Origin of the sequence: Pseudomonas sp. TMP9, assembly GCF_037943105.1 — a bacterium.
In the GTDB taxonomy this organism is placed as follows: domain Bacteria; phylum Pseudomonadota; class Gammaproteobacteria; order Pseudomonadales; family Pseudomonadaceae; genus Aquipseudomonas.
In genome coordinates this window covers 2,186,038-2,204,998 of record NZ_CP149803.1, presented here as the reverse complement: position 1 = coordinate 2,204,998, position 18,961 = coordinate 2,186,038, and the positions used below count along the sequence as shown (strand labels likewise).

The 18,961-nt window shown below is 59.0% G+C and carries 16 protein-coding genes; 10 read left to right on the top strand and 6 right to left on the bottom strand.

The genetic code is table 11. The annotated features are described in order from the left end of the window. The first annotated feature begins 66 nt into the window (after positions 1–66). The 3 genes from WF513_RS10545 (at position 67) to WF513_RS10535 (ending at position 3,266) form a co-directional block, all read left to right on the top strand. The gene (locus WF513_RS10545) at positions 67–324 is read left to right on the top strand and encodes a heavy-metal-associated domain-containing protein (RefSeq protein ID WP_339079328.1); all 258 of its coding nucleotides are present in this window, start codon (positions 67–69) and stop codon (positions 322–324) included. A 69-nt stretch (positions 325–393) separates the two neighbouring features. Then, positions 394–846 (top strand): hypothetical protein, encoded by a 453-nt coding sequence (locus WF513_RS10540; RefSeq protein WP_339079327.1) that lies wholly within the window; start codon positions 394–396, stop codon positions 844–846. Positions 847–986: 140 nt separating this feature from the next. After that, positions 987–3,266, top strand: coding sequence for a heavy metal translocating P-type ATPase (locus tag WF513_RS10535; protein ID WP_339083520.1), 2,280 nt, complete (start codon positions 987–989; stop codon positions 3,264–3,266). 266 nt (positions 3,267–3,532) lie between these two features. On the opposite strand, the gene WF513_RS10530 is transcribed toward WF513_RS10535, so the two are convergent. The 4 genes from WF513_RS10530 to WF513_RS10515 all read right to left on the bottom strand — a co-directional run bounded on the left by WF513_RS10530 (position 3,533) and on the right by WF513_RS10515 (position 8,231). Next, on the bottom strand, positions 3,533–4,969 hold the full coding sequence (locus tag WF513_RS10530; protein WP_339079326.1) for an IS1182 family transposase: 1,437 nt from the start codon (positions 4,967–4,969) through the stop codon (positions 3,533–3,535). A gap of 177 nt (positions 4,970–5,146) precedes the next feature. Next, on the bottom strand, positions 5,147–5,842 hold the full coding sequence (locus WF513_RS10525) for a tRNA (adenine(22)-N(1))-methyltransferase TrmK (RefSeq protein WP_339079324.1): 696 nt from the start codon (positions 5,840–5,842) through the stop codon (positions 5,147–5,149). Positions 5,843–6,168: 326 nt separating this feature from the next. Beyond that, positions 6,169–7,578, bottom strand: coding sequence for an ATP-binding protein (locus WF513_RS10520; RefSeq protein ID WP_339079323.1), 1,410 nt, complete (start codon positions 7,576–7,578; stop codon positions 6,169–6,171). Next, positions 7,575–8,231, bottom strand: coding sequence for a response regulator transcription factor (locus tag WF513_RS10515; RefSeq protein ID WP_339079322.1), 657 nt, complete (start codon positions 8,229–8,231; stop codon positions 7,575–7,577). Before WF513_RS10515 ends, WF513_RS10520 begins: the two co-directional genes overlap by 4 nt. 225 nt (positions 8,232–8,456) lie before the next feature. Here WF513_RS10515 and WF513_RS10510 point away from each other — a divergent pair, with 225 nt between their 5' ends. Genes WF513_RS10510 through WF513_RS10490 form a run of 5 tightly spaced genes read left to right on the top strand, consistent with a single transcriptional unit; the run spans position 8,457 to position 13,727 of the window. Next, positions 8,457–9,248, top strand: coding sequence for a MipA/OmpV family protein (locus WF513_RS10510; RefSeq protein WP_339079321.1), 792 nt, complete (start codon positions 8,457–8,459; stop codon positions 9,246–9,248). Between the two features lie 28 nt (positions 9,249–9,276). Next, positions 9,277–10,434, top strand: a complete 1,158-nt coding sequence (locus tag WF513_RS10505; RefSeq protein ID WP_339079320.1) for an ABC transporter permease — start codon at positions 9,277–9,279, stop codon at positions 10,432–10,434. After that, positions 10,427–11,209 (top strand): ABC transporter ATP-binding protein, encoded by a 783-nt coding sequence (locus WF513_RS10500; RefSeq protein ID WP_339079319.1) that lies wholly within the window; start codon positions 10,427–10,429, stop codon positions 11,207–11,209. The genes WF513_RS10505 and WF513_RS10500 overlap by 8 nt, the downstream gene beginning before the upstream one ends. 38 nt (positions 11,210–11,247) lie before the next feature. Next, entirely contained in the window at positions 11,248–12,249 is a 1,002-nt protein-coding gene (locus WF513_RS10495) for an efflux RND transporter periplasmic adaptor subunit (RefSeq protein ID WP_339083518.1), read from the top strand. Then, the gene (locus WF513_RS10490; protein ID WP_339079318.1) at positions 12,246–13,727 is read left to right on the top strand and encodes an efflux transporter outer membrane subunit; all 1,482 of its coding nucleotides are present in this window, start codon (positions 12,246–12,248) and stop codon (positions 13,725–13,727) included. The genes WF513_RS10495 and WF513_RS10490 overlap by 4 nt, the downstream gene beginning before the upstream one ends. Here WF513_RS10490 and WF513_RS10485 read toward each other — a convergent pair. Continuing rightward, positions 13,696–14,901 carry a PAS domain S-box protein gene (locus WF513_RS10485; RefSeq protein ID WP_339079317.1) on the bottom strand — a complete coding sequence of 402 codons (1,206 nt, stop codon included), beginning with the start codon at positions 14,899–14,901 and terminating at the stop codon, positions 13,696–13,698. The two genes, WF513_RS10490 and WF513_RS10485, sit on opposite strands and share 32 nt — an antisense overlap. A 1,019-nt stretch (positions 14,902–15,920) precedes the next feature. Between WF513_RS10485 and WF513_RS10480 the strand changes: the two genes are divergently transcribed. Together WF513_RS10480 and WF513_RS10475 are read left to right on the top strand one after the other, a co-directional pair. After that, positions 15,921–16,568 carry a c-type cytochrome gene (locus tag WF513_RS10480; protein WP_339079316.1) on the top strand — a complete coding sequence of 216 codons (648 nt, stop codon included), beginning with the start codon at positions 15,921–15,923 and terminating at the stop codon, positions 16,566–16,568. Next, a complete protein-coding gene (locus WF513_RS10475; protein ID WP_339079315.1) occupies positions 16,565–17,491 on the top strand; it encodes a c-type cytochrome in 927 nt (308 codons plus the stop codon). Before WF513_RS10480 ends, WF513_RS10475 begins: the two co-directional genes overlap by 4 nt. Before the next feature lie 65 nt (positions 17,492–17,556). Here WF513_RS10475 and zwf read toward each other — a convergent pair whose 3' ends face one another. Further along, positions 17,557–18,960: a glucose-6-phosphate dehydrogenase gene (zwf, locus tag WF513_RS10470; protein WP_339079314.1), complete on the bottom strand. Its 1,404-nt coding sequence runs from the start codon at positions 18,958–18,960 to the stop codon at positions 17,557–17,559. Between the last annotated feature and the right edge of the window lies 1 nt (position 18,961).

Here is an 18,961-nt window from a genome sequence, read left to right as displayed (position 1 = left end):
TTGACCTTGCCACGATGGTAAGGACGAAAGTTGGTTTATCAACCAATGCTTCTCAAGGAGCGCGTGATGACGACCTTCGACGTAAAAGACATGACCTGTGCACACTGCACAAATGCTATTACCCAGGCGGTGCTGGCCGTGGACCCGGCGGCTAAGGTGCAGATCGACCTGCCGTCGCAGCGGGTACAAATTGACTCAGCAAGCGCCGAAGCTGAGTTCAGTCAGGCCATTGAGCAGGCGGGCTACTCACCCGTCGCGACGGCCAACGACCCACTCTTTAACGCGCCAGCCAACAAGGCTAAACGCGCGTGCTGCTGTCATTGAGCAGCGCCACCACAACGCGCCGCAACTTAACCATGCAGCCAAGCCATCAGCGATGGCACGAAGGGACCTATGAACACTAAACAACTTATCGCCACCTTGGCATTTGCGTTGGTTGCCAGCGCACATGCCGCCACTCCAGCAGCAGATAGCAAGCAGTTGGCCAACCAGCCGGTTGAAGTTAACTCTGCCGCGCAGCCTGATGCCGCCAACATTGAGCAGCAGACCAAGGCCATGCAGGACATGCACGCAAAAATGATGACGGCCAAGACACCCGAAGCACGAGCCGCCTTAATGCAAGAAGGCATGGCAACGATGCACAACGGCATGGCGATGATGGGGCATTTGCGCCAAGGCATGGGTACCGCAATGGGTATGGGCAGCCATATGGGTGGCAATCAAATGGGCGGGCAGGGTAAGTCAAATGGCATGCCGATGGACTGCACCAACCTGAACAGTCATATGCACATGATGGACGCGATGATGCAGCTGATGATGGACCTGCAGCCGCCTACGCAGCAGTAGCCACTTTCATCGCAGCGCATTAGCACACAGGAATGAATCAGCCCATGGACACGAAAGTAAGCACAGACCACGACGCAAACGGCCAGCAGCATCCGCCCACACCAGCGCCGCACGCTGAGCTGAAGGATCCTGTCTGCGGCATGACGGTCACCGCTCAGTCGGCGCACAAAGCCGAGCATGCGGGTAAGCCGTTGTATTTCTGCAGCGCCAAGTGTCTGGCTAAATTCAGCGCTGAACCGGATAAGTACACTCAGTCGGCGCAATCTAAATCAGCGCCAGCTCAGCAACCGCCATCATCGGCAGCAAAAACAGCAGCGGTCTACACCTGCCCGATGCACCCGGAGATCCGCGAGGACCATCCGGGTAACTGCCCTAAGTGTGGCATGGCGCTTGAACCGCTGATCCCTGAGCTCGACGAGGACGACAACCCAGAGCTTGCCTCCTTTAGCCGGCGCTTCTGGTGGACGCTGCCGCTGTCCGTGATCGTCATGACCCTGGCCATGTTCGGCCATCGGTTCGGCTGGTTCGACATGGCCACGCAGAGCTGGGTTGAGCTGGTTCTGTCATTACCGGTGGTGCTGTGGGCTGGTTGGCCGTTCTTTGTGCGCGGCGTGCAATCGGTCATCCAGCGCAGCCCCAACATGTGGACGCTGATCAGCCTAGGCACTGGGGCGGCCTTTAGCTACAGCGTGGTGGCCACCGTGGCGCCCGGTGTATTCCCGGCTTCATTTATTTCGATGGGCCGCGTGGCGGTCTACTTCGAAGCGGCCGTGGTGATTATTTCCTTAACGTTGTTTGGTCAGTTATTGGAGCTCAAAGCACGGTCGAAAACCTCGGCGGCGATCAAATCCTTGCTCGGCCTCGCCCCGAAAACCGCGCGCCGGGTAAACGCCGACGGCAGCGAGGAAGACATCCCGCTGAGCAATGTGCACGAAGGCGACAGCTTGCGCGTGCGGCCAGGCGAGAAGGTGCCGGTGGATGGTGTGGTACTCGAAGGCAGCAGCGCGCTCGACGAGTCGATGCTGACGGGCGAACCCTTACCCGTCAGCAAGCGCGAGGGCGACAAGCTTATCGGCGCCACGCTAAATACCAGTGGTGCCTTGTTGATGCGCTCCGAACACGTCGGCTCGGCCACCGTGCTTGCACAGATCGTGCAGATGGTGGCGCAGGCGCAGCGCTCCAAAGCGCCCATGCAGCGCATGGCTGATACCGTGGCGGCGTACTTTGTGTATGGCGTGGTCGGCGTCGCGTTACTGACCTTCTTCGCCTGGGGCCTGTTTGGACCGCAGCCAAGCTGGGTATATGGGCTGATCACTGCCGTAACAGTATTGATCATCGCCTGTCCGTGCGCTCTAGGGTTGGCCACACCCATGTCGATCATGGTGGCTACGGGCAGGGGCGCCTCTCACGGCGTGTTGTTCCGCGATGCCGCCGCCATCGAGAACCTGTGCAAAGTTGATACGTTAATCGTCGACAAAACCGGCACGCTGACCGAAGGCAAACCGGCGTTTGAGCAGGCGCTGGGCGTCAGTGGTTTTAGCGACGACGAAGTGTTGCGCCTGGCCGCCAGCCTCGATCAGGGCAGCGAGCATCCTTTGGCCGCCGCCATCGTCAGCGCAGCGCGTGAGCGCAAACTGGAACTGGAGAAGGCCGAGCAATTCGACTCCGCATCAGGCGTCGGGGTTAAGGGCGTGGTGGGCGGCAAGTCGCTGTCTATCGGCAACACAACGTTAATGGAGCAGTTGGGCATCGATGTGGCGTCGTTGGCCGACCAGGCCGAAGAACTGCGCGGGCAGGGCGCTAGCGTCATGCACTTGGCTGTAGACGGCGCCTTGGCCGGGTTGCTGGCTGTTTCCGACCCGATCAAAGCGACCACCGCCGATGCGCTGAACTCGCTACGCAAGTCGGGCCTGCGCATCATCATGGCCACCGGCGATGGCCTGACCACGGCAAAGGCAGTAGGCAAGCGCTTGGGTATCGAAGAAGTGCATGGCGAGGTCAAGCCGGCTGACAAATTGCAACTCGTCGAACGTCTGCAAAAGGAAGGCTGCATCGTGGCCATGGTGGGTGACGGCATCAACGATGCGCCGGCGCTGGCCAAGGCTAATGTCGGCATCGCCATGGGCACCGGCACCGACGTGGCGATGAACAGCGCACAGCTGACCTTGGTTAAGGGCGATTTGCGCGGCATCGCCACCGCGCGGGCGCTGTCGGTGGCCACCGTAGGCAACATGAAACAGAACCTGACCTTTGCTTTTGTCTACAACATGCTCGGCGTGCCGTTGGCCGCCGGTGTGCTGTTCCCGTTCACCGGCTGGCTGTTGTCACCGATGATTGGCGCACTGGCGATGAGCCTCAGCTCGGTATCGGTGATCAGTAATGCTCTGCGGCTCCGCTTTAGCACGCTCAAGCAGGACTGACTCAGCAGGCAAAGTTGAATTGAAATTAGCGGTCTCAACAAGTCAGCATGTCCGCTACAGGTCCAAAGCAGCTGTTCGCGATGAACCGCAAACGGCCCAGAGTGTGTAAAAACGCAGCGGAGAAGTGTTGAGCGGTAGAGCGGCTCCCGAGATGCGCTAGAAAGCTGGCACTGGTCTTCTACACCATACGTGGCGATTCTGAAGCTTCCTGGTCGCATAACTACAAGAAACTGGCTGTACAGGCGCCAGGCGAGCCGAAAAGGCACTTAGCCTTTGGCAGTTATCGCCTCTATCAGCGCTGCGCTACCCAATATATTAATAACTCGTTTCATGTTGTAGGCGAGCACATGCAAGCTCATTTCAGTGCTGACCCTAGGCAAGGTTCTGGTCAGAAAATGGGTAGCGCCCATCCAGGCTTTGAGCGTTCCAAAGGGGTGCTCAACGGTCTGCTTGCGGATACGCATCATCTCTGGGGCCTGATCCAAGCGCTGCTGCATATTCTCCAGCACGCTTTCATGCTCCCACCGCCTTACGCGTCGCTGCGTGCTGGGCGTGCATTGCGCTTTCAGTTCGCAATTCTGGCAGTGTGAACTCCAATAAGTGTGGGGCTTCAGTCCCTTTTCAATACTGGCGTACCGCCAAATCAAACTCTGTCCTGCTGGGCATTTGTACTCGTCGGTTTCGGTGTCGTAGATAAAAGCAGCCTTGTCATATCGCCCATCTGCCTTGGCCCCTGAGGTCATAGGCTTTGGCACGTGTACGGTTATATCCGACTGGTGACAGGCCAGTATTTCTTCGCTTTTGAAGTAGCCCCTATCTGCAACCACCGATAGCTCTTCCGTCCCCATGGCCTGTTTCGCCAGCTTGGCCATTGGGCTTAATTGGCTTCGGTCACTGCCGTCGTTGATCACTTCATGAGCCACGATTAAATGGTGCTTTGCATCTACGGCTGTTTGCACGTTATAGCCCACGATACCCGTGCCTCGGGTCTTCATTGAGCGAGCATCAGGGTCGGTCAGCGATATTTGTTTATCCGGCGTCTCATTGAGTCGTACCTCGATTTCCTTGAGCTCTTGCATCTTCATTTTCAGCGCAGCGATCTTGCCGTGCAGTCGCTCAGCCTTCGGTTGCGAAACGACTGGCTCCTGACGATCTGCGGTATCGAGTGCGCTCAGGTACTTATTGATACTCGATTCAATTTCTTCCATGCGCCGCTGGAGCTTGGCGCTAGTGAAGTTGCGATCCCGGTTATTGACCGCCTTAAATTTGCTTCCGTCGATTGCAACGAGAGCTTCAGAGAACAAGCCAACCTGCTGGCACAGCACCACAAATTGACGACAAACAGCGCGGATAGCTTTGCCGTTGTCTTTTCGGAAATTGGCGATGGTTTTGAAGTCCGGCATCAAGCGCCCAGTCAGCCACATGAGCTCGACGTTCCGTTGAGCTTCTCGCTCAAGGCGACGGCTGGATTGGATGCGGTTGAGGTAACCGTAGATATAAATTTTGAGCAAGTCAGCAGGATGGTAGGCAGGCCGACCTGTTTCCGCCGGTACGACACCTTCAAAACCCAGCTTGCCTAGGTCGAGCTCGGCGACGAATACATCGACTACCCGCACTGGGTTAGTGACCGTCACATAGTCATCCAAACTCTCGGGGAGCAAGGTAACTTGAGTCCGATTTTCACCTTGAATGAATCGCCGCACAGGAATTTCCTGCTGAGATGAAGTCTGGTCAAATCATATCAAGATTGGTGTCTGCGTTTTTACACACTCTGGGCCAGAAAAAGTCACTTGTGAAGGTCAAGTGAATAACGGCTCAAGTTACGCCGTGTGCTCTGAGATCGGGCATCACCCTTTTAGCGCCCGCTTTCTGCGCCGGGCTCACGCCAGTAGGTCAATAATCCACTGCGTCTGTCGAGCCACCTTCTGCACCTTCTCCTCCGGCACAGCCTGCCGCGCCTGAGCGAAGTCGACCAGGGTCTGCTGCTTCAGACGTAACATGCGTTGCCACTTGGCCAGGAACGCCGGGCTGCGCTTCCGCATCTGCATAGGGCCAAAGTACAGTTCCTCGGCGGTGTACATCACCGGCCCGGAGCGTTCGGCAACGATGATCTCGTATGCAAAGCGGTTTTCCAGAAGCACTTCCTCGCAAAGGATGCGATAGCCATTTCCCATCAGCCATTGGCGCAGCGGCTGCTCACCGCCGTTGGGTTGCAGGATTAGGCGCTCCTGGCCACTCAGGCGGGACTTACCGCTGTCGAGGATGTCGCGAATCTTCTTGCCGCCCATACCGCAGAGGCTGATTGCAGTTATTGCGTCTCCAGGTTCGATTGCCGCCAAACCATCTGCCAGACGCACGCTGATCAGATGGCTCAGGCCACTCTCGCGTATGGTACGTTCCGTCGCGTGAAACGGTGTCAAGGCCACTTCCCCAGCCACCGCAGTCTTGATGGCACCACGGCTCAGCAGCACCACCGGCAGATAGCCGTGATCCGAGCCAATATCGGCTAACCGCGCACCTGCAGGCACATGCGCCGCCACACGCTCTAGGCGCATAGACAATGTCTGTTCGTTCAACACCAGTTCCTTTTCACCATCGACGTCCGGCACTCTAGGCCGAATTGGAGCGGGATTTTGTCGAGCAACGCCGTGCATGGCAAATCCCTGCGACCAGCGCTATTCAATCCGAACCTACCGCTCAGGGATCCCACACCGCGAACCATAGAAACGGACTTTTTTGACCCAGAGCTGACGGTGGTGACAGGCAGGAACGTGCCAGGAGCAGTCACTCAGCGTCTACAAAACCAGGGCGATTCACCGCCAACTAACTACCCGTGGTACTGCTCTTGAATGGGTAGCGGCCATCATTGATTTTCAGCAGCACTAGCCTCGCCTCAAAACGCTCAATCGCTTGGGACGGACTGTGACATCCGTATCGAAAAACCAACCCCGCGCCCAGACAGGCCCTCAATGAAGCGCAGTTTGGCGTGTTCTGCAGTCGCAGCGCGCTGCACGATAGACAAGCCCAGCCCGCTGCCCGGCTCGTCCTGACCCGGCAAGCGCACAAAGCGCTCGAAGACACGTTCGCGATTTTTGGGCGCAATGCCGGGACCATCGTCCTGAACTTGGAGCTCAAACTCATCGCGGTGCATCAGCAAACGCACCGCTACGTGGCCACCTGAGGATGTATATCGAATCGCGTTGTCTACCAAATTATCCAGAATCGAAATAAAGCCCGCGCGATGGATGCAAACATTCAATGTCTCGGGTGCATCCAAGGTCAGATCGATGGCCCGCGAGCGGGCCATTCGAGATAACGGAGCCAGCCGCTGACGGCACAGTTCGGCCAAGTCCAGCGTTTCGCGTGGAGCGGCAACCGTCACGGCTTCAAGCCGGGCCACCGTCAACAGTTGCTCCAGCAGGTGAGACACCCGGTCGATACCCTGTTGAAGTTCTTCGACCGCCAAGACACGCGTGGCGGGATCGGCAGTGCTGGCCAACAGGTGCGCTTGCGCATTGATGGCGGCCAGCGGCGTGCGCAACTCATGCGCGGCGTCAGCTAGGAAGCCACGTTCGGTTTCCAGTCGAGCCGATTCGCGCGCCATTAAGGCGTTGATCTCCTGAACCACGGGGGCCGTCTCCGAGTAGAGCCTGGTTGCACGCAGCGGCGATAGATCACCGGCGCGACGGCTGGCGAGTTGTTGGGCCAAGGCCGTGATGGGCTTGAAACCGCGCCAGCCTGCCAGGCCGGTAACCACCAGACACCACAGCAAGATCATCAATTGACTCAGTCCCAGGACCTTGATGACTCTGAGCAGCGGCACACTAAAGCGGCGATCCGATCTTTCAGCCATCGCGACCACTGTGCTGGTGTCGCTGCTCTCGACGTGGACCGCGCGATACCTGTGGCCGGAAAACTCGAACTCAGAGAACTGCTTGCCCTGTGTAGGCATCTTCATGACAGCGGCGCCCGCACTGGCATGGCGCAGCGTGCCGTCACGCGACCACACTTGGTACAGCGGCGCCTGACCCTCCATAGAGTTCATGTCGCGCATCAAGCCGTCGACGAAGATGCGCTCGGCGTTGCCCAGTCGGCGTTGCAACTCGGCGTCGCCGCCGCTGTTGACAGTGGCACTGCCACTAGCGGTCTCGGACAACATGCTGGCAAACGTCTTCATGCGCTGGTCCAGATCGCCATCACCAAAGCTCGTCATCTGGACAACCAGCCAGGTGCTCAACACCAGCCAAGCCACCACCATCGCAGCCACCTGCCACAACACCAGTCGGCGTAAGAGCGAGGGGTGCTTGATCACATCGTCTCCAGCGCGTAGCCCACGCCGCGCACTGTCACAATGCACGCTGCGCCTAGCTTCTTGCGCAAGTTGTAGATGTGGACGTCCAACGCATTGCTGTCACTGCCTTCACTCAGCATCAGTGAACGCTCGATCTGCCTGCGTGTCATGACCTTGCCGGGGTCAGCCGCCAAGGTGACTAGGATGTCGTACTCGCGTGCCGACAGCGCCACCTCTGCATCACCCATCATTACGCGTCGTCGGGAAGTGTCGATACTGAGGTCGCCCACACGCCAGGAAGCGCTGAGCTGGCCGCGACCGCGCCGCTGCAACACACGGATGCGCGACAGCAGCTCTTCCATCGCGAAGGGTTTGGGCAGGTAGTCATCGGCTCCTCCATCCAGGCCCGCCACGCGATCGGACACGGCGTCGCGTGCTGTCAGCATCATCACCAGCACCGTGTCGCCGCGCGAACGGATCGACGCCAGCAGGTCTAGCCCCGAGCCGTCCGGCAGCATGATGTCCAGCAGCACGGCATCGAAGACTCCCGCCCTCAAGTGATGCTGAGCCTCAACAGCCAAACGTAGCCAGACAACGGCATGACCTTCGTCAGCCAGCACGCGGCGTAGTGATTGACCCAGGGGCAAATCGTCTTCGACCAGCAGAATCTTCATCGGAGTTAGGCTCTACAGATTTTTTTGATTTTCTAATGTAGAGCCAATTAACGAGTTGTAGAGGCGATTCACTTGCATCCTCGTGTCCAGCTTCATCGTCTCTTCATCTTGCGACGTCCTCTTTGAAACGAGGATCTACTTGTCTTCACCCAATCTTCATTCGCCACAAGTAACAATCAATCACTTCAAAATCCCCGCTGCCCTTCACCTAGATAAGTCAACATCATGAACGCAAAAGCAAACAAATGGATTTTCTCAGGCCTAATCTTGGTGACCCTATCAGCTGCTTCGCAGGCGCAAACAACGCCGCCTGCGGGGGCTACCAGTGACTGGACCTTAAGTGCCGGAGCGGCTGTCGGCGTCTATCCCCTGTATGTCGGCTCCAGCAAGAGCAAGACCTTGGCGATTCCAACCTTCGATATCAGATACCGAGACTGGTTCTTTATCAACCCCATACGAGGCATTGGGGCTGAAGTGGAGTTGCTCGAAGGCCTCAAAGCTAGTGCATCGCTGGGAGCATCGCTCAATGCTCGAAAGACCAAGGACGATTCCCGCCTGAATGGTTTGGGAGACATCGGCTCAGCCCCCACCATACGTCTAGGGATGGAATACAAACTCGGCAAGGCTTTTGTCGGTGGCACGGTCATCTCGCGCCTCGGCAGCAGTAACGGACGCGGCACACAGCTTGAAGTCGATGCGGGTTACACGGTCCTGGCCTCGCGCGCCGGGATCGTCGCACTGGGGCTGGAAGTGAAGGCGATGGACAACACCTATGCACGCAACTTCTTCGGCGTATCAGCTCAGCAATCAGCCGCTTCTGGCCTGGCGACGTTCAACGCCAATGGCGGATTACAGAGCATCGGTCCTTTCGTGCAAGCGATCGTGCCGCTATCCGACGCTTGGACACTCTTCGGTCGGGCCTCTTTCAACCAGCTGCGAAACGATGCGGCCACCAGCCCAATCACCGAAGATCGCGGCCAGCCCTCTGTGCTGGCGACGCTGAACTACAAATTTTGAGGGACCACAGAATCTGTCGGGGAACCGTATGACCGCCAAGCTAGGGTGGGTCGCCATCAGCATGCTCGTCGGCGACAGCGTGAAGTTCTTCTCGCTGATCTTCGGCGTGGCCTTCGCCACGCTACTGATGGCCCAACAAATCTCGTTCTGCATCGGTTTGATATCGCTGTCGGGCAACAGCGTCCGTGACGTGCCCGAGGCCGATCTATGGGTGATGCGGCGCGGCACCCAAAGCGTCAACACGCCGGTGGCCATGCCGCTGTCGGAGGTGACACGCGTCAGGAGCGTACCCGGTGTTGCCTGGGCGGTGCCCTTGCTGCGTGGCGCGGGCGCGGTGCGCATTGCCGATGGGTCAAGCCAACCCGTTGGGCTGGTGGGCGTTGACGATGCCACTCTGCTGGGTGCACCTCAGAAACTGTTTCTCGGCCGCTTCGAAGACTTGCGCAGCCCTGATGCCGTCTTCCTCAACCGCAGCGGTTACAAGCTGCTGTTTCCGGGTGAGCCTGAAGCACTGGGGCGCAGCTTCGAGCTGAACGACCGGCGCGCCGTGGTGGCAGGCATCGTCGACACCCTGCCGGTCTTCGGCGTCAGCCGAGCCATCGTGTTCACGCGCTACGCCAATGCCTTGCGTTTTGCGCCCAGCGGACGCAACGCACTGTCGTTCATCCTCGTGAAGGCAGCCGATGGCCAAGATATGGCGGCCTTGGCCCAGCGCATTGAAGCCGACACGGGGCTCAAGGGCACCACGCGTGAGGCGTTTGTGCGGCAGAGCATTGACTACACCGTGGCCACCAGCGGCATCGTGTACTCGTTCGCCGTGGTGGTGATTCTGGGCGCCATCGTCGGCGCAGTCATCGTGGCGTTGACGCTGAGCCTGTTCGTGCGCGACAACTTACGCCAGCTTGGCGCCCTGAAAGCCATCGGTGTGCGCAACAGCGTGCTGGTCCGCATGGTGCTGATGCAGGCGCAACTGGCTGCGCTGGTGGGTTTCGGCCTGGGCATCGGCGCGGCAGCCTGGGTTTTGCAGGCACTGGCCGGCGCGGCGGCCGACTTCTCCACCTTCTATTTGCCCTGGCAGGTAATGGTGGGCGTGGGCGCTGCCGTGCTGGTGATCACGTTTGTCGCGTCGCTGGCGTCTGTGCGCAAGGTGGTGGTTACCGATGCAGCGATCGTGTTCCGTGGCTGAGCGCACAGACATCACAAAGGCCTTGACGCCCGCACCGGCCGCATCGGCGCCGGTGGCCATCCGTTGCACATCCATCGTCAAGGACTTCGGCGATGGTGAAGAACGCAACCGCGTCCTGCATGGCGTCGACCTGACCCTGCCTTCCGGAGAATTAACGCTGCTGGTCGGCCCATCGGGTTGCGGCAAGACGACCCTGGTTTCCATCATTGCGGGCATCTTGTCGCCCACAGACGGCAATGTGGAGCTATTCGGTACACCCTTATCATCGCTATCAAGCCGCGCGCTCGTGGACTTTCGCGTGCGCGAAGTCGGATTCATCTTCCAACAGTTCAACTTGCTGCCGACGCTGACCGCGGCCGAGAACGCAGGTCTGGCGCTCGCCGCAGCGGGCGCTTCACGCAAATCAGCCACCGCAGCGGGTGCTGCCATGCTGGCGAAGCTGGGCATGGCAGCCAAAGTCAACCTGCTGCCATCGAAGCTGTCGGGTGGCGAGCAGCAGCGCGTAGCCATCGCCCGCGCGCTGGCCCCTGGACCGCGGCTGGTGGTGTGCGACGAGCCCACTTCGGCCCTGGACGCCGCATCAGGCCATGCGGTGATGAAACTGCTGCGCGCGATGGCTGTGCAGCCTGGGCGCGCCGTGATCGTGGTGACGCATGACAGCCGCGTCTACGAGTTCGCCGACCGCATTGTCGAAATGGAAGACGGACGGCTGGTTGCATCGAAAGCGGATCGTCCGTCCGATGAACGCATGAGCAAAGAGGAAACCGCTGAATGAAACGCCGCTAATGGGTATTGAAGTGGCTGTTGCCCGCAGTGGCCGTGCTGTTGATCGGCTATGCCGTCTGGCAGTCACTGTCCAGGCAACCCAACGACGCGTCGAGGGCTCCAGCCATCATGCCTGCTGCCGCACCCAGTGCCAGCCAGCCAGGCAGATCAGACTCATCGGCAGCAACCACGGTGGCCGGCACGGGCTTGATCGAGCCTTCCAGCGAATCGCTGGAACTGGCGCCCGCACTGGGCGGCATCGTGCGCAGCGTCGCCGTTGCGCCGGGTGTAACAGTAACCAAGGGGCAGTTGCTGGTACAAATCGACGACCGGGACGCCGTGGCTGACGTCGCCCTGCGCGTGTCCGCTTTGGCCACTGCGCAGCGCAATGCAGAACTGGCCCTGGCTGAACTGCAGGATAAGCAGGGCTTGTTGGCGATTTATGAGAGCGTAGCCGACCCCCGCGCCATGTCGCGCGAAGAGTTACTGCGCCGCCAAGGTGCAGCACAGCAGGCACAGGCACGCGTGCGCCTGGCCCAAGCGCAACAGGATGAGGCCGCAGCGGCGCTGAATGCAGCCCGCGTTCGGGCAGGCCAATTCGCACTGCATGCGCCGATGGACGCCACCGTGTTGGAGGTGCGGGCTCGTCCGGGTCAATATGCTGCAGCGTCCACCACGGGTCAGCCCGGCCAGGCGCTGTTGACCATCGGGCGCATTTCCCCGCTGCATGTGCGAGTGGACATCGACGAGGCCGACATCCCGCGACTGGGGCTGAAGGACGGGGACAGCGGCAAGGTCGCGACGACGGCGTCCGGCTTCACAGTAACCGTCTCGCCCCGCGGCGCTTCGGGGGTATCGGTGCAAGGTGATTTCGTGCGATTCGAGCCGCTCGTCAAGCCTAAGCGATCGCTCAACAATGCGGCTGACGAACGCGTGGACACACGGGTGTTGCAGCTGATCTTCAAACTGCCACCCGGGACGGCCGGCTTCTTCGTGGGCCAGCAGGTAGACGCCTATGTCATCGGCTGGCCTGCAGGGGCGCCGCGATGATCGGTGCCACTTGCCTCGCGATGCGTAATGTCATGGGTTCTCCTAAGCGCCTGTGGATTCATGCTGTTGGGCTCACTGTCGTTTTTTCGATCAGTGCTTGTGCAACCGCACCTTCCAGCGCATCTGCCACGGCGGTGGCATCAGCGCGCGCGGAAATGGCACCGGCGTTCTCTGACACAACACAGTTTCAGACATCGCTGCAACCCAGCATCGCGCCGGATACCTTGGACCGATGGTGGACCCGCTTTGCTGATCCTTTGATCGACCGCTGGGTTGACGAGGCCTTGAAAAGAAATAGTGATATCGGGATTGCGCATGCGCGTTTGCTGCGGGCGCGTGCCCTATTCGAGCGAGCTAAGGCCGAGACCTCACCAACCCTGCAACTCGACACACTAGCCTCACGACAGCGCTCTTCGCAGGAGGAGTCCTTGACGGGCTCTGCGCGCACGATTAGTACCCTCACTACCCAGGGGAGCCTCAGTTGGGAGATTGATTTGTTTGACCGCCTAGGCGCGGCAAGTCGCGCGGCAGGCGAACGTGTAGAAGCTTCTCAAGCGGATCAAATGGGCGTGCGCTTAATCGTCAGTGCGGAGGTGGTTCGACAAACCTTAGCTGCAAGATCAGTACAGGCGCGGCTCAAAGTTGCACAGAGCGCTGTTGCATCGGCGCAGAGCCTCGCAGAGATTGCACAGGTACGAACCGATGCGGGTCTTGCCATGCCTGCAGACAGCTTGCGAGCACGGGCCCAGTTGCAAGAAGTTCAGGCGGATGAGGTCGCGCTTCGCTCGAGCATGACATCAATCCTCGCTGCGCTGGGCATGCTGTTGCATGGCACGCCATCGGAACTAGCCGATCAACTTGCCGCGGCCCCAGGAACTAAGCCACTGAATCTGACTGTAGGGGCAGTGCTTCCTGTAGAGCTGCTAAGCCGCAGGCCCGATGTGCTGCAAGCTGAGGCATTGATGCGCGCAGCAGGTGCAGATGTCGAATCCGTCAACGCAGCGATATGGCCGACACTCAAAGTTGACGCTACTGCTGGGCTTGCTGGCGGGACATTCAGCGCCTTGACCGGCCCTGGCGCAGCAGTGGGCATGTTGGCGGGCGGAATCAGCTGGAACTTCTTCGACGGTGGGCGATTGGCGGCAGACCGAGGGAGCGCAGCGGCAGTGCAGCAGGAGGCCGTGGCCAAGTATCGACAAGTTGTACATCGTGCCTATATCGAAGCTGACGCAGCGCTCGCTGACGTGGCGCAAGGCAATCGATCAGCGCGTGCGATATCTCTAGCATTGCAGTCACAATTGGAAGCGTCTGCAGTCTTTGAAACACAGTATCGGGCAGGTCTGAGTGATGCCAGCAGTTGGTTAGAGGCGCAACGCTCTGAACAGCGCTTGCGCGATCGCAGCGAACAGTTTGCGTTTGCGCTGGCCTCCTCCTGGGTAACAGTCTTCAAGTCACTGGGCGGTGTGAATAGCCCCTAGTTTCGTCAGACCAGTACACGCTGTTCACGCGCAGGTCGATCTCCCATCCGCCGACGCCTGCCATGCGACCCGTTCGGTCGAGAAAGAGCTGGCTCTTGCTCAGTTGATCTTCAATCTGTTTGCGTTGTGATACATCGCGACTCACAGAAACATAGTGTTCGATTTCGCCGTCCGCACCTCTGAGCGGTGCTATGACGGTATCGGCCCAATACATCCCACCGTCTTTTTTGCGATTACATATCACGCCTTGCCACGACTCGCCCTTCTCCAGCGTTTGCCAAAGGTGGGCAAAGAATGGTTTGGGGTGAACGCCTGAGTTCAACATGCGGTGGTCTTGATCCAACAGCTCTGAGCGCGAGTAGCCGCTGATAGCGCAAAAAGCGTCATTCACCTCGCTGATTCGGCCCTGCAGGTCAGATACCGTGACGATGAAGTGGTTTTTGATCATGCTAAGCAGCGACTGGGTCGCGTGCTTCGCCTTGGATTGCTCGGTTATGTCTTCAACTGTGCCGACGTAGCCGGTTCGTTGCCATTGTGCATCGAGTATCTGGCCGGCCTTGCTGTGCACAACGCGCAGCGATCCACCTGGCTGGTAGATGCGAAAGTCCATGTCGAACGCCAGGCCAGATTCAGCACAAGCCTGCCAATGGCTAAATACCTGGGGCGCATCCTCCGGGTGCAGGGTGGCGGTCCATCCGGCACCCAGGCTTTGCGCTGCGGTCATGCCGAAAACCCGCTGCCAGATCGCATTGGTATAGGTGCATACCCCCTGGGGGTCTGCTGCATAAATGCCCAAGGGCGAGGCCTCACTTAAGGCCTGAAACTGCGCTGCGTTGTGCTCGGCATGACGAGCCATGCGGCGCATCTCCATTAACTGACTAGCTGCCTTGGCTAATTGCAGTAGCACCTGCTGTTGCAGCGCGCTGAGTGTGCGCGGCACATGGTCAATGACGCAGAGCTCACCTACTAGTGCGCCACCCGCCGCAACCAAAGGTGCGGCGGCATAAAAGCGGATATGCGCATCACCGGTAACCATTGGGTTGTCGTGAAAGCGTTGGTCCTCTAACGCATTTGGCACTTCAAAAAAATATTCTGCAAAATGGCATGCGAACAAAATGAGCCGTGGCGCTGCGTTTCTTTGACATCGCCTAGCCCAATACTGGCTTTGAACCACTGCCGGTCGGCATCGACAAGGCTGACCAGTGATACAGGTGCGCCGCACACTAATGCTGCAGCTTTGACAATTGAGTCAAACCCTTCTTCGACTTCCGTATCGAGAATTTCGAGTTGGTGAAGGGCACGCAAGCGGGCCTCTTCGGAGTCAGGAATGGGTGCTTCTATCATGGCTAAACCTTTGTGGAGTCAACGCTTGCAGCAGAGTAGGTATGGCGTGGAATAAATTGGGTGTTCTGGCATCGAGGCGATGCTTGCCTTCTGATTCTTCTCAAGCTGCCCGCAGCGTAAAAATTGAGGCGAATTGATTGCATTTAATAAACAAACCGGCCACTAAGTTAAACCAACTCACTGCATTGTGAGTGACTGTTTTCCTTCGCGCTGCGACCGTTATGGAGAGTTGGCCGTTCATGCCATAAACTGACTGGTATCAGTCGCTCCAGTCTTGAAGCACTGAGCGGCCAATTACTGCCTTGCCCGCCAACAATGATTTGCATGACACAACAAATCAGACGGCCCGCTGACTCGCGTACTTATCAGCATGGCGAGATGCTGCGGCAGGGTTAGCAAAGATGTGGATCCAATTGTTGGCCTAGGTGTGACAGCGAACAGACCAGCCGCCTTGACGAGGTGGATCATCTGCAACTGAGTGGTGAGTGTTGCGCATTTTCGTTATCGAAGACTCTTGGCGATAACCACAACGGGGTGTGAGATCTGATTCAGCTGCTCATAATGGAAGTCTCGGTGCTGAAGCCAATGGATTGCTTGGCCTCGCCTGAACGTTGAATCATCGACTGCTCTTAAGGAGTCTACGATGATCACTTTCGACACAGAAGCCACGGCCTGCGGGCATGCACAAAAACCATCACACAGGTCGTACTGCCATTGCACCGGTTACAGATTGAGTCGGCAAGTACCGACCCTATCACCAAGCCCTCTAAATTTTGGGGCGCTGCCGGTGATGCATTAACCACTACACAAGCGGCCCGTGCTGTTAACCGGACATGATGTGGAGGCTATATGAACGTCCCTTGCTGGCTCCTTGCAGGGCTTCTTTTAGTAGCGTCAGTGGCCACCCACGCCGCATCCCCGGCTGCCATTTATGCCAAAGGCGGCGCTAACCCTGCCGCGATGGCGTGTGTCAGCTGCCACGGTGCTGAGGGCGAGGGCTTAGCCGCCGCTGGTTTCCCACGACTTGCGGGGTTGTCCGCCGGCTACATGATTAAACAGCTGGCTGATTTCGCTTCTGGTCAGCGCGCCAATCCAATTATGCAACCCATTGCAGCGGCCTTAAGTGCTGAAGAGGTGGCCGCCGTGACGACGCTGCTAGCCAACAAACCGTCACCGTCCGTCGCGCGTATCAGCCGCGCCGCTATAGCCGAGGGGCCGGGCGCTGTACTTGCGTTGCGTGGCGCGTGGGCGCGCAATATTCCTGAATGCGTCGCCTGCCACGGACCAAGTGGTGTGGGTGTCGGCGAAGCCTTTCCGGCGCTGGTTGGGCAGTCTGCTCAGTACCTGTCTGCGCAGCTAATCGCTTGGCAGCAGGGCACTCGTAAGAATGACCCGAACGATTTAATGGGGCACATCGCCCGCAGCCTGAGCGTTGATGAGATCAACGCCGTCTCGGCATATTTCGCCAACTTGACCGACACAGGAGCAGCAAGATGAACGCTTCCAACGCCTCCATCGCTAGCTTGCTGCTGATCGCACTTGCCATTCCCGCTCATGCCGAGACCCTCGTCTTGGGCGATCAGTCGCCAACCCCCACCCGCGCGTATGACCCGGCTAACAGCCACCCCTTCCAGCCGCCGGTGGAGAGTGAGCTGCCGGATAACGCATTTGGCAAGCTGGTGCAGCAAGGCCGCGCCATCTTCGTTGAAACCAAAAAATATGCGCCGGAATATGTTGGTAACGGCCTCGCCTGCACCAATTGCCACCTTGACCAAGGCCGTAAAGCCAACTCCGCGCCACTGTGGGCGGCGTACACCCTGTACCCGGCGTACCGAAAAAAGAATGACAAGGTCAACAGCTATGCCGAGCGCTTGCAGGGCTGCTTCCAGTACAGCATGAACGGCAAAGCGCCGGCCGCGGACAGCCCGGTAATCGCGGCTCTGTCGGCTTATTCCTACTGGCTGGCCACCGGTGCACCCATTGGGCAGGAGTTGCCGGGCCGTGGCTATGCACCAGTGTCGCCCCCCGCTGATGGCTTTGACCTTGCTCAAGGTGGGCAGATTTATGCCGCGCAATGCGCGGTGTGCCACGGTCCGCGCGGCGAGGGGCAGAAGGCCGGCGCGGAGTACGTATTCCCGCCGCTGTGGGGCGCGGATTCATTCAATTGGGGTGCCGGTATGCACCGGATCAACACCGCAGCGGCGTTTATCAAGGGCAATATGCCGCTGGGCAAAGGCGGCACCTTGTCGGATGCCGACGCCTGGCATGTGGCGGCATTTATGAACAGCCATGAGCGCCCGCAAGACCCGCGTTTGATCGATGGCTCGGTCGAAAAAACCCGCGAAACCTATCACGCCAACGACGGCGTCAGCCTCTACGGTAAAACCGTCAACGGGCAGGTGCTCGGTAAGGGCATTTAACTAAACCAGCGGCCTTGGCTTAGTTGATGTGAGTCAGGGCGGGGTGTGGGCGCATGCCCTGAGCGTTAGGTGAGTGTGGGGTTGTGCCAGCCACCTGTGCCTGCGATAAACGACTCGGCGGCGTCTGGGCCCCATGAGCCAGGGGCGTACACGTCCACCGGTGGAGGCTCGATCAGCACCGGCTCGACCACGGCCCACGCCGCCTCAATGGCGTCTTCGCGGGCAAACAACGCGCTGTCGCCATTGATGGCATCCGTTAACAAACGCTCATAGGGCGACTGCTCGCCCGGTTCTTCATCAAGCAAGGTGAACTCACGTGTATCGCCGATAAATTCTTTGCCAGCGCGCTTAACCCTGGCGGTTAGCGCGATGGTTGAGTGCGGCGACAGATGAAAGCGCAGGGTGTTGGCGGTGTCGGCCATGGCCGCGTCGCCGAATAGGTTTTGCGGCGGTGGCTTGAGCCGCACCACCACCTCACAGGCAGTCAGCGGCAGGCACTTGCCAGCGCGCAAGTACCACGGCACGTCACCCCAACGCCAAGAATCGATATGCACGCGCAGGGCGCAAAAGGTCTCAACATCCGAGTCATGGGCGACCTGTGGCTCATCGCGGTAACCTTGGTACTGCCCGCGCAAAATGTCATCAGCACCCAACGGGCGCATGGCGCTGAACACATCAGTTTTATGCCGGTGCACCGCTTCGTAATCGCGGCTCGCCGGGGGTTCCATCGCCAATAGCGCGACAATCTGGAACAAGTGATTCTGCATCACATCACGCAGGCACCCCGCGCTCTCGTAGAACGCGCCGCGGCCCTCAATGCCGAACTGTTCGGCCAAAGTGATCTGCACACTTTCGATGTGGTTGCGGTTCCAGATTGGCTCAAGAAAGGAGTTGGCAAAGCGGAAATACAAAATATTCATGATCGCTTCTTTGCCTAAAAAGTGATCGATGCGGAAGATCGCGTTCTCACAAAAGGCCTCCAGTGCGACCTGGTTAAGCGCGCGCGCAGAAGCCAGATCACGGCCGAATGGTTTTTCCACGATCAACCGGCCGCCATCAGCCAGCCCGGCGGTTTTGAGGCCATTGATTACGGTGGGAAATAATGCCGGTGGGATGGCCAAGTAAAAGGCTGGACGCTGCGCACCGCGCAGTTCTTGTTGCAGCCCCGTGAAAGTGCTCGCGTCTGCGTAGTCGCCGCTGACGTACTGCAGCGCTGACAAGAGGCATTGCAACGCCGCGCAATCAACCTCGCCGTCCATCTGCTGAATGCTTTCGCGCACCCGCGTACGCAGTTGCTCGACATCCCAAGTAGATGAGGCCACACCGATCACCGGCATCGTCAGCGTACCGCGCTGACACATGGCGTACAGCGCCGGGAAAATTTTCTTGTAGGCCAGATCACCGGTGGCGCCGAAAACGACCAATGCATCGGCAGGGTGTGCGTGCGGGTCTGTGGCGGTAGGGATCATT

What these genes read in the sequence shown, in the direction of transcription:
- WF513_RS10505 (WP_339079320.1), top strand. Translation starts at nt 9,277, where the DNA reads ATGACCGCCAAGCTAGGGTGGGTCGCCATCAGCATGCTCGTCGGCGAC.
- WF513_RS10510 (WP_339079321.1), top strand. Translation starts at nt 8,457, where the DNA reads ATGAACGCAAAAGCAAACAAATGGATTTTCTCAGGCCTAATCTTGGTG.
- WF513_RS10540 (WP_339079327.1), top strand. Translation starts at nt 394, where the DNA reads ATGAACACTAAACAACTTATCGCCACCTTGGCATTTGCGTTGGTTGCC.
- WF513_RS10490 (WP_339079318.1), top strand. Translation starts at nt 12,246, where the DNA reads ATGATCGGTGCCACTTGCCTCGCGATGCGTAATGTCATGGGTTCTCCT.
- zwf (WP_339079314.1), bottom strand. Translation starts at nt 18,960, where the DNA reads ATGATCCCTACCGCCACAGACCCGCACGCACACCCTGCCGATGCATTG.
- WF513_RS10475 (WP_339079315.1), top strand. Translation starts at nt 16,565, where the DNA reads ATGAACGCTTCCAACGCCTCCATCGCTAGCTTGCTGCTGATCGCACTT.
- WF513_RS10480 (WP_339079316.1), top strand. Translation starts at nt 15,921, where the DNA reads ATGAACGTCCCTTGCTGGCTCCTTGCAGGGCTTCTTTTAGTAGCGTCA.
- WF513_RS10535 (WP_339083520.1), top strand. Translation starts at nt 987, where the DNA reads ATGACGGTCACCGCTCAGTCGGCGCACAAAGCCGAGCATGCGGGTAAG.
- WF513_RS10515 (WP_339079322.1), bottom strand. Translation starts at nt 8,231, where the DNA reads ATGAAGATTCTGCTGGTCGAAGACGATTTGCCCCTGGGTCAATCACTA.
- WF513_RS10545 (WP_339079328.1), top strand. Translation starts at nt 67, where the DNA reads ATGACGACCTTCGACGTAAAAGACATGACCTGTGCACACTGCACAAAT.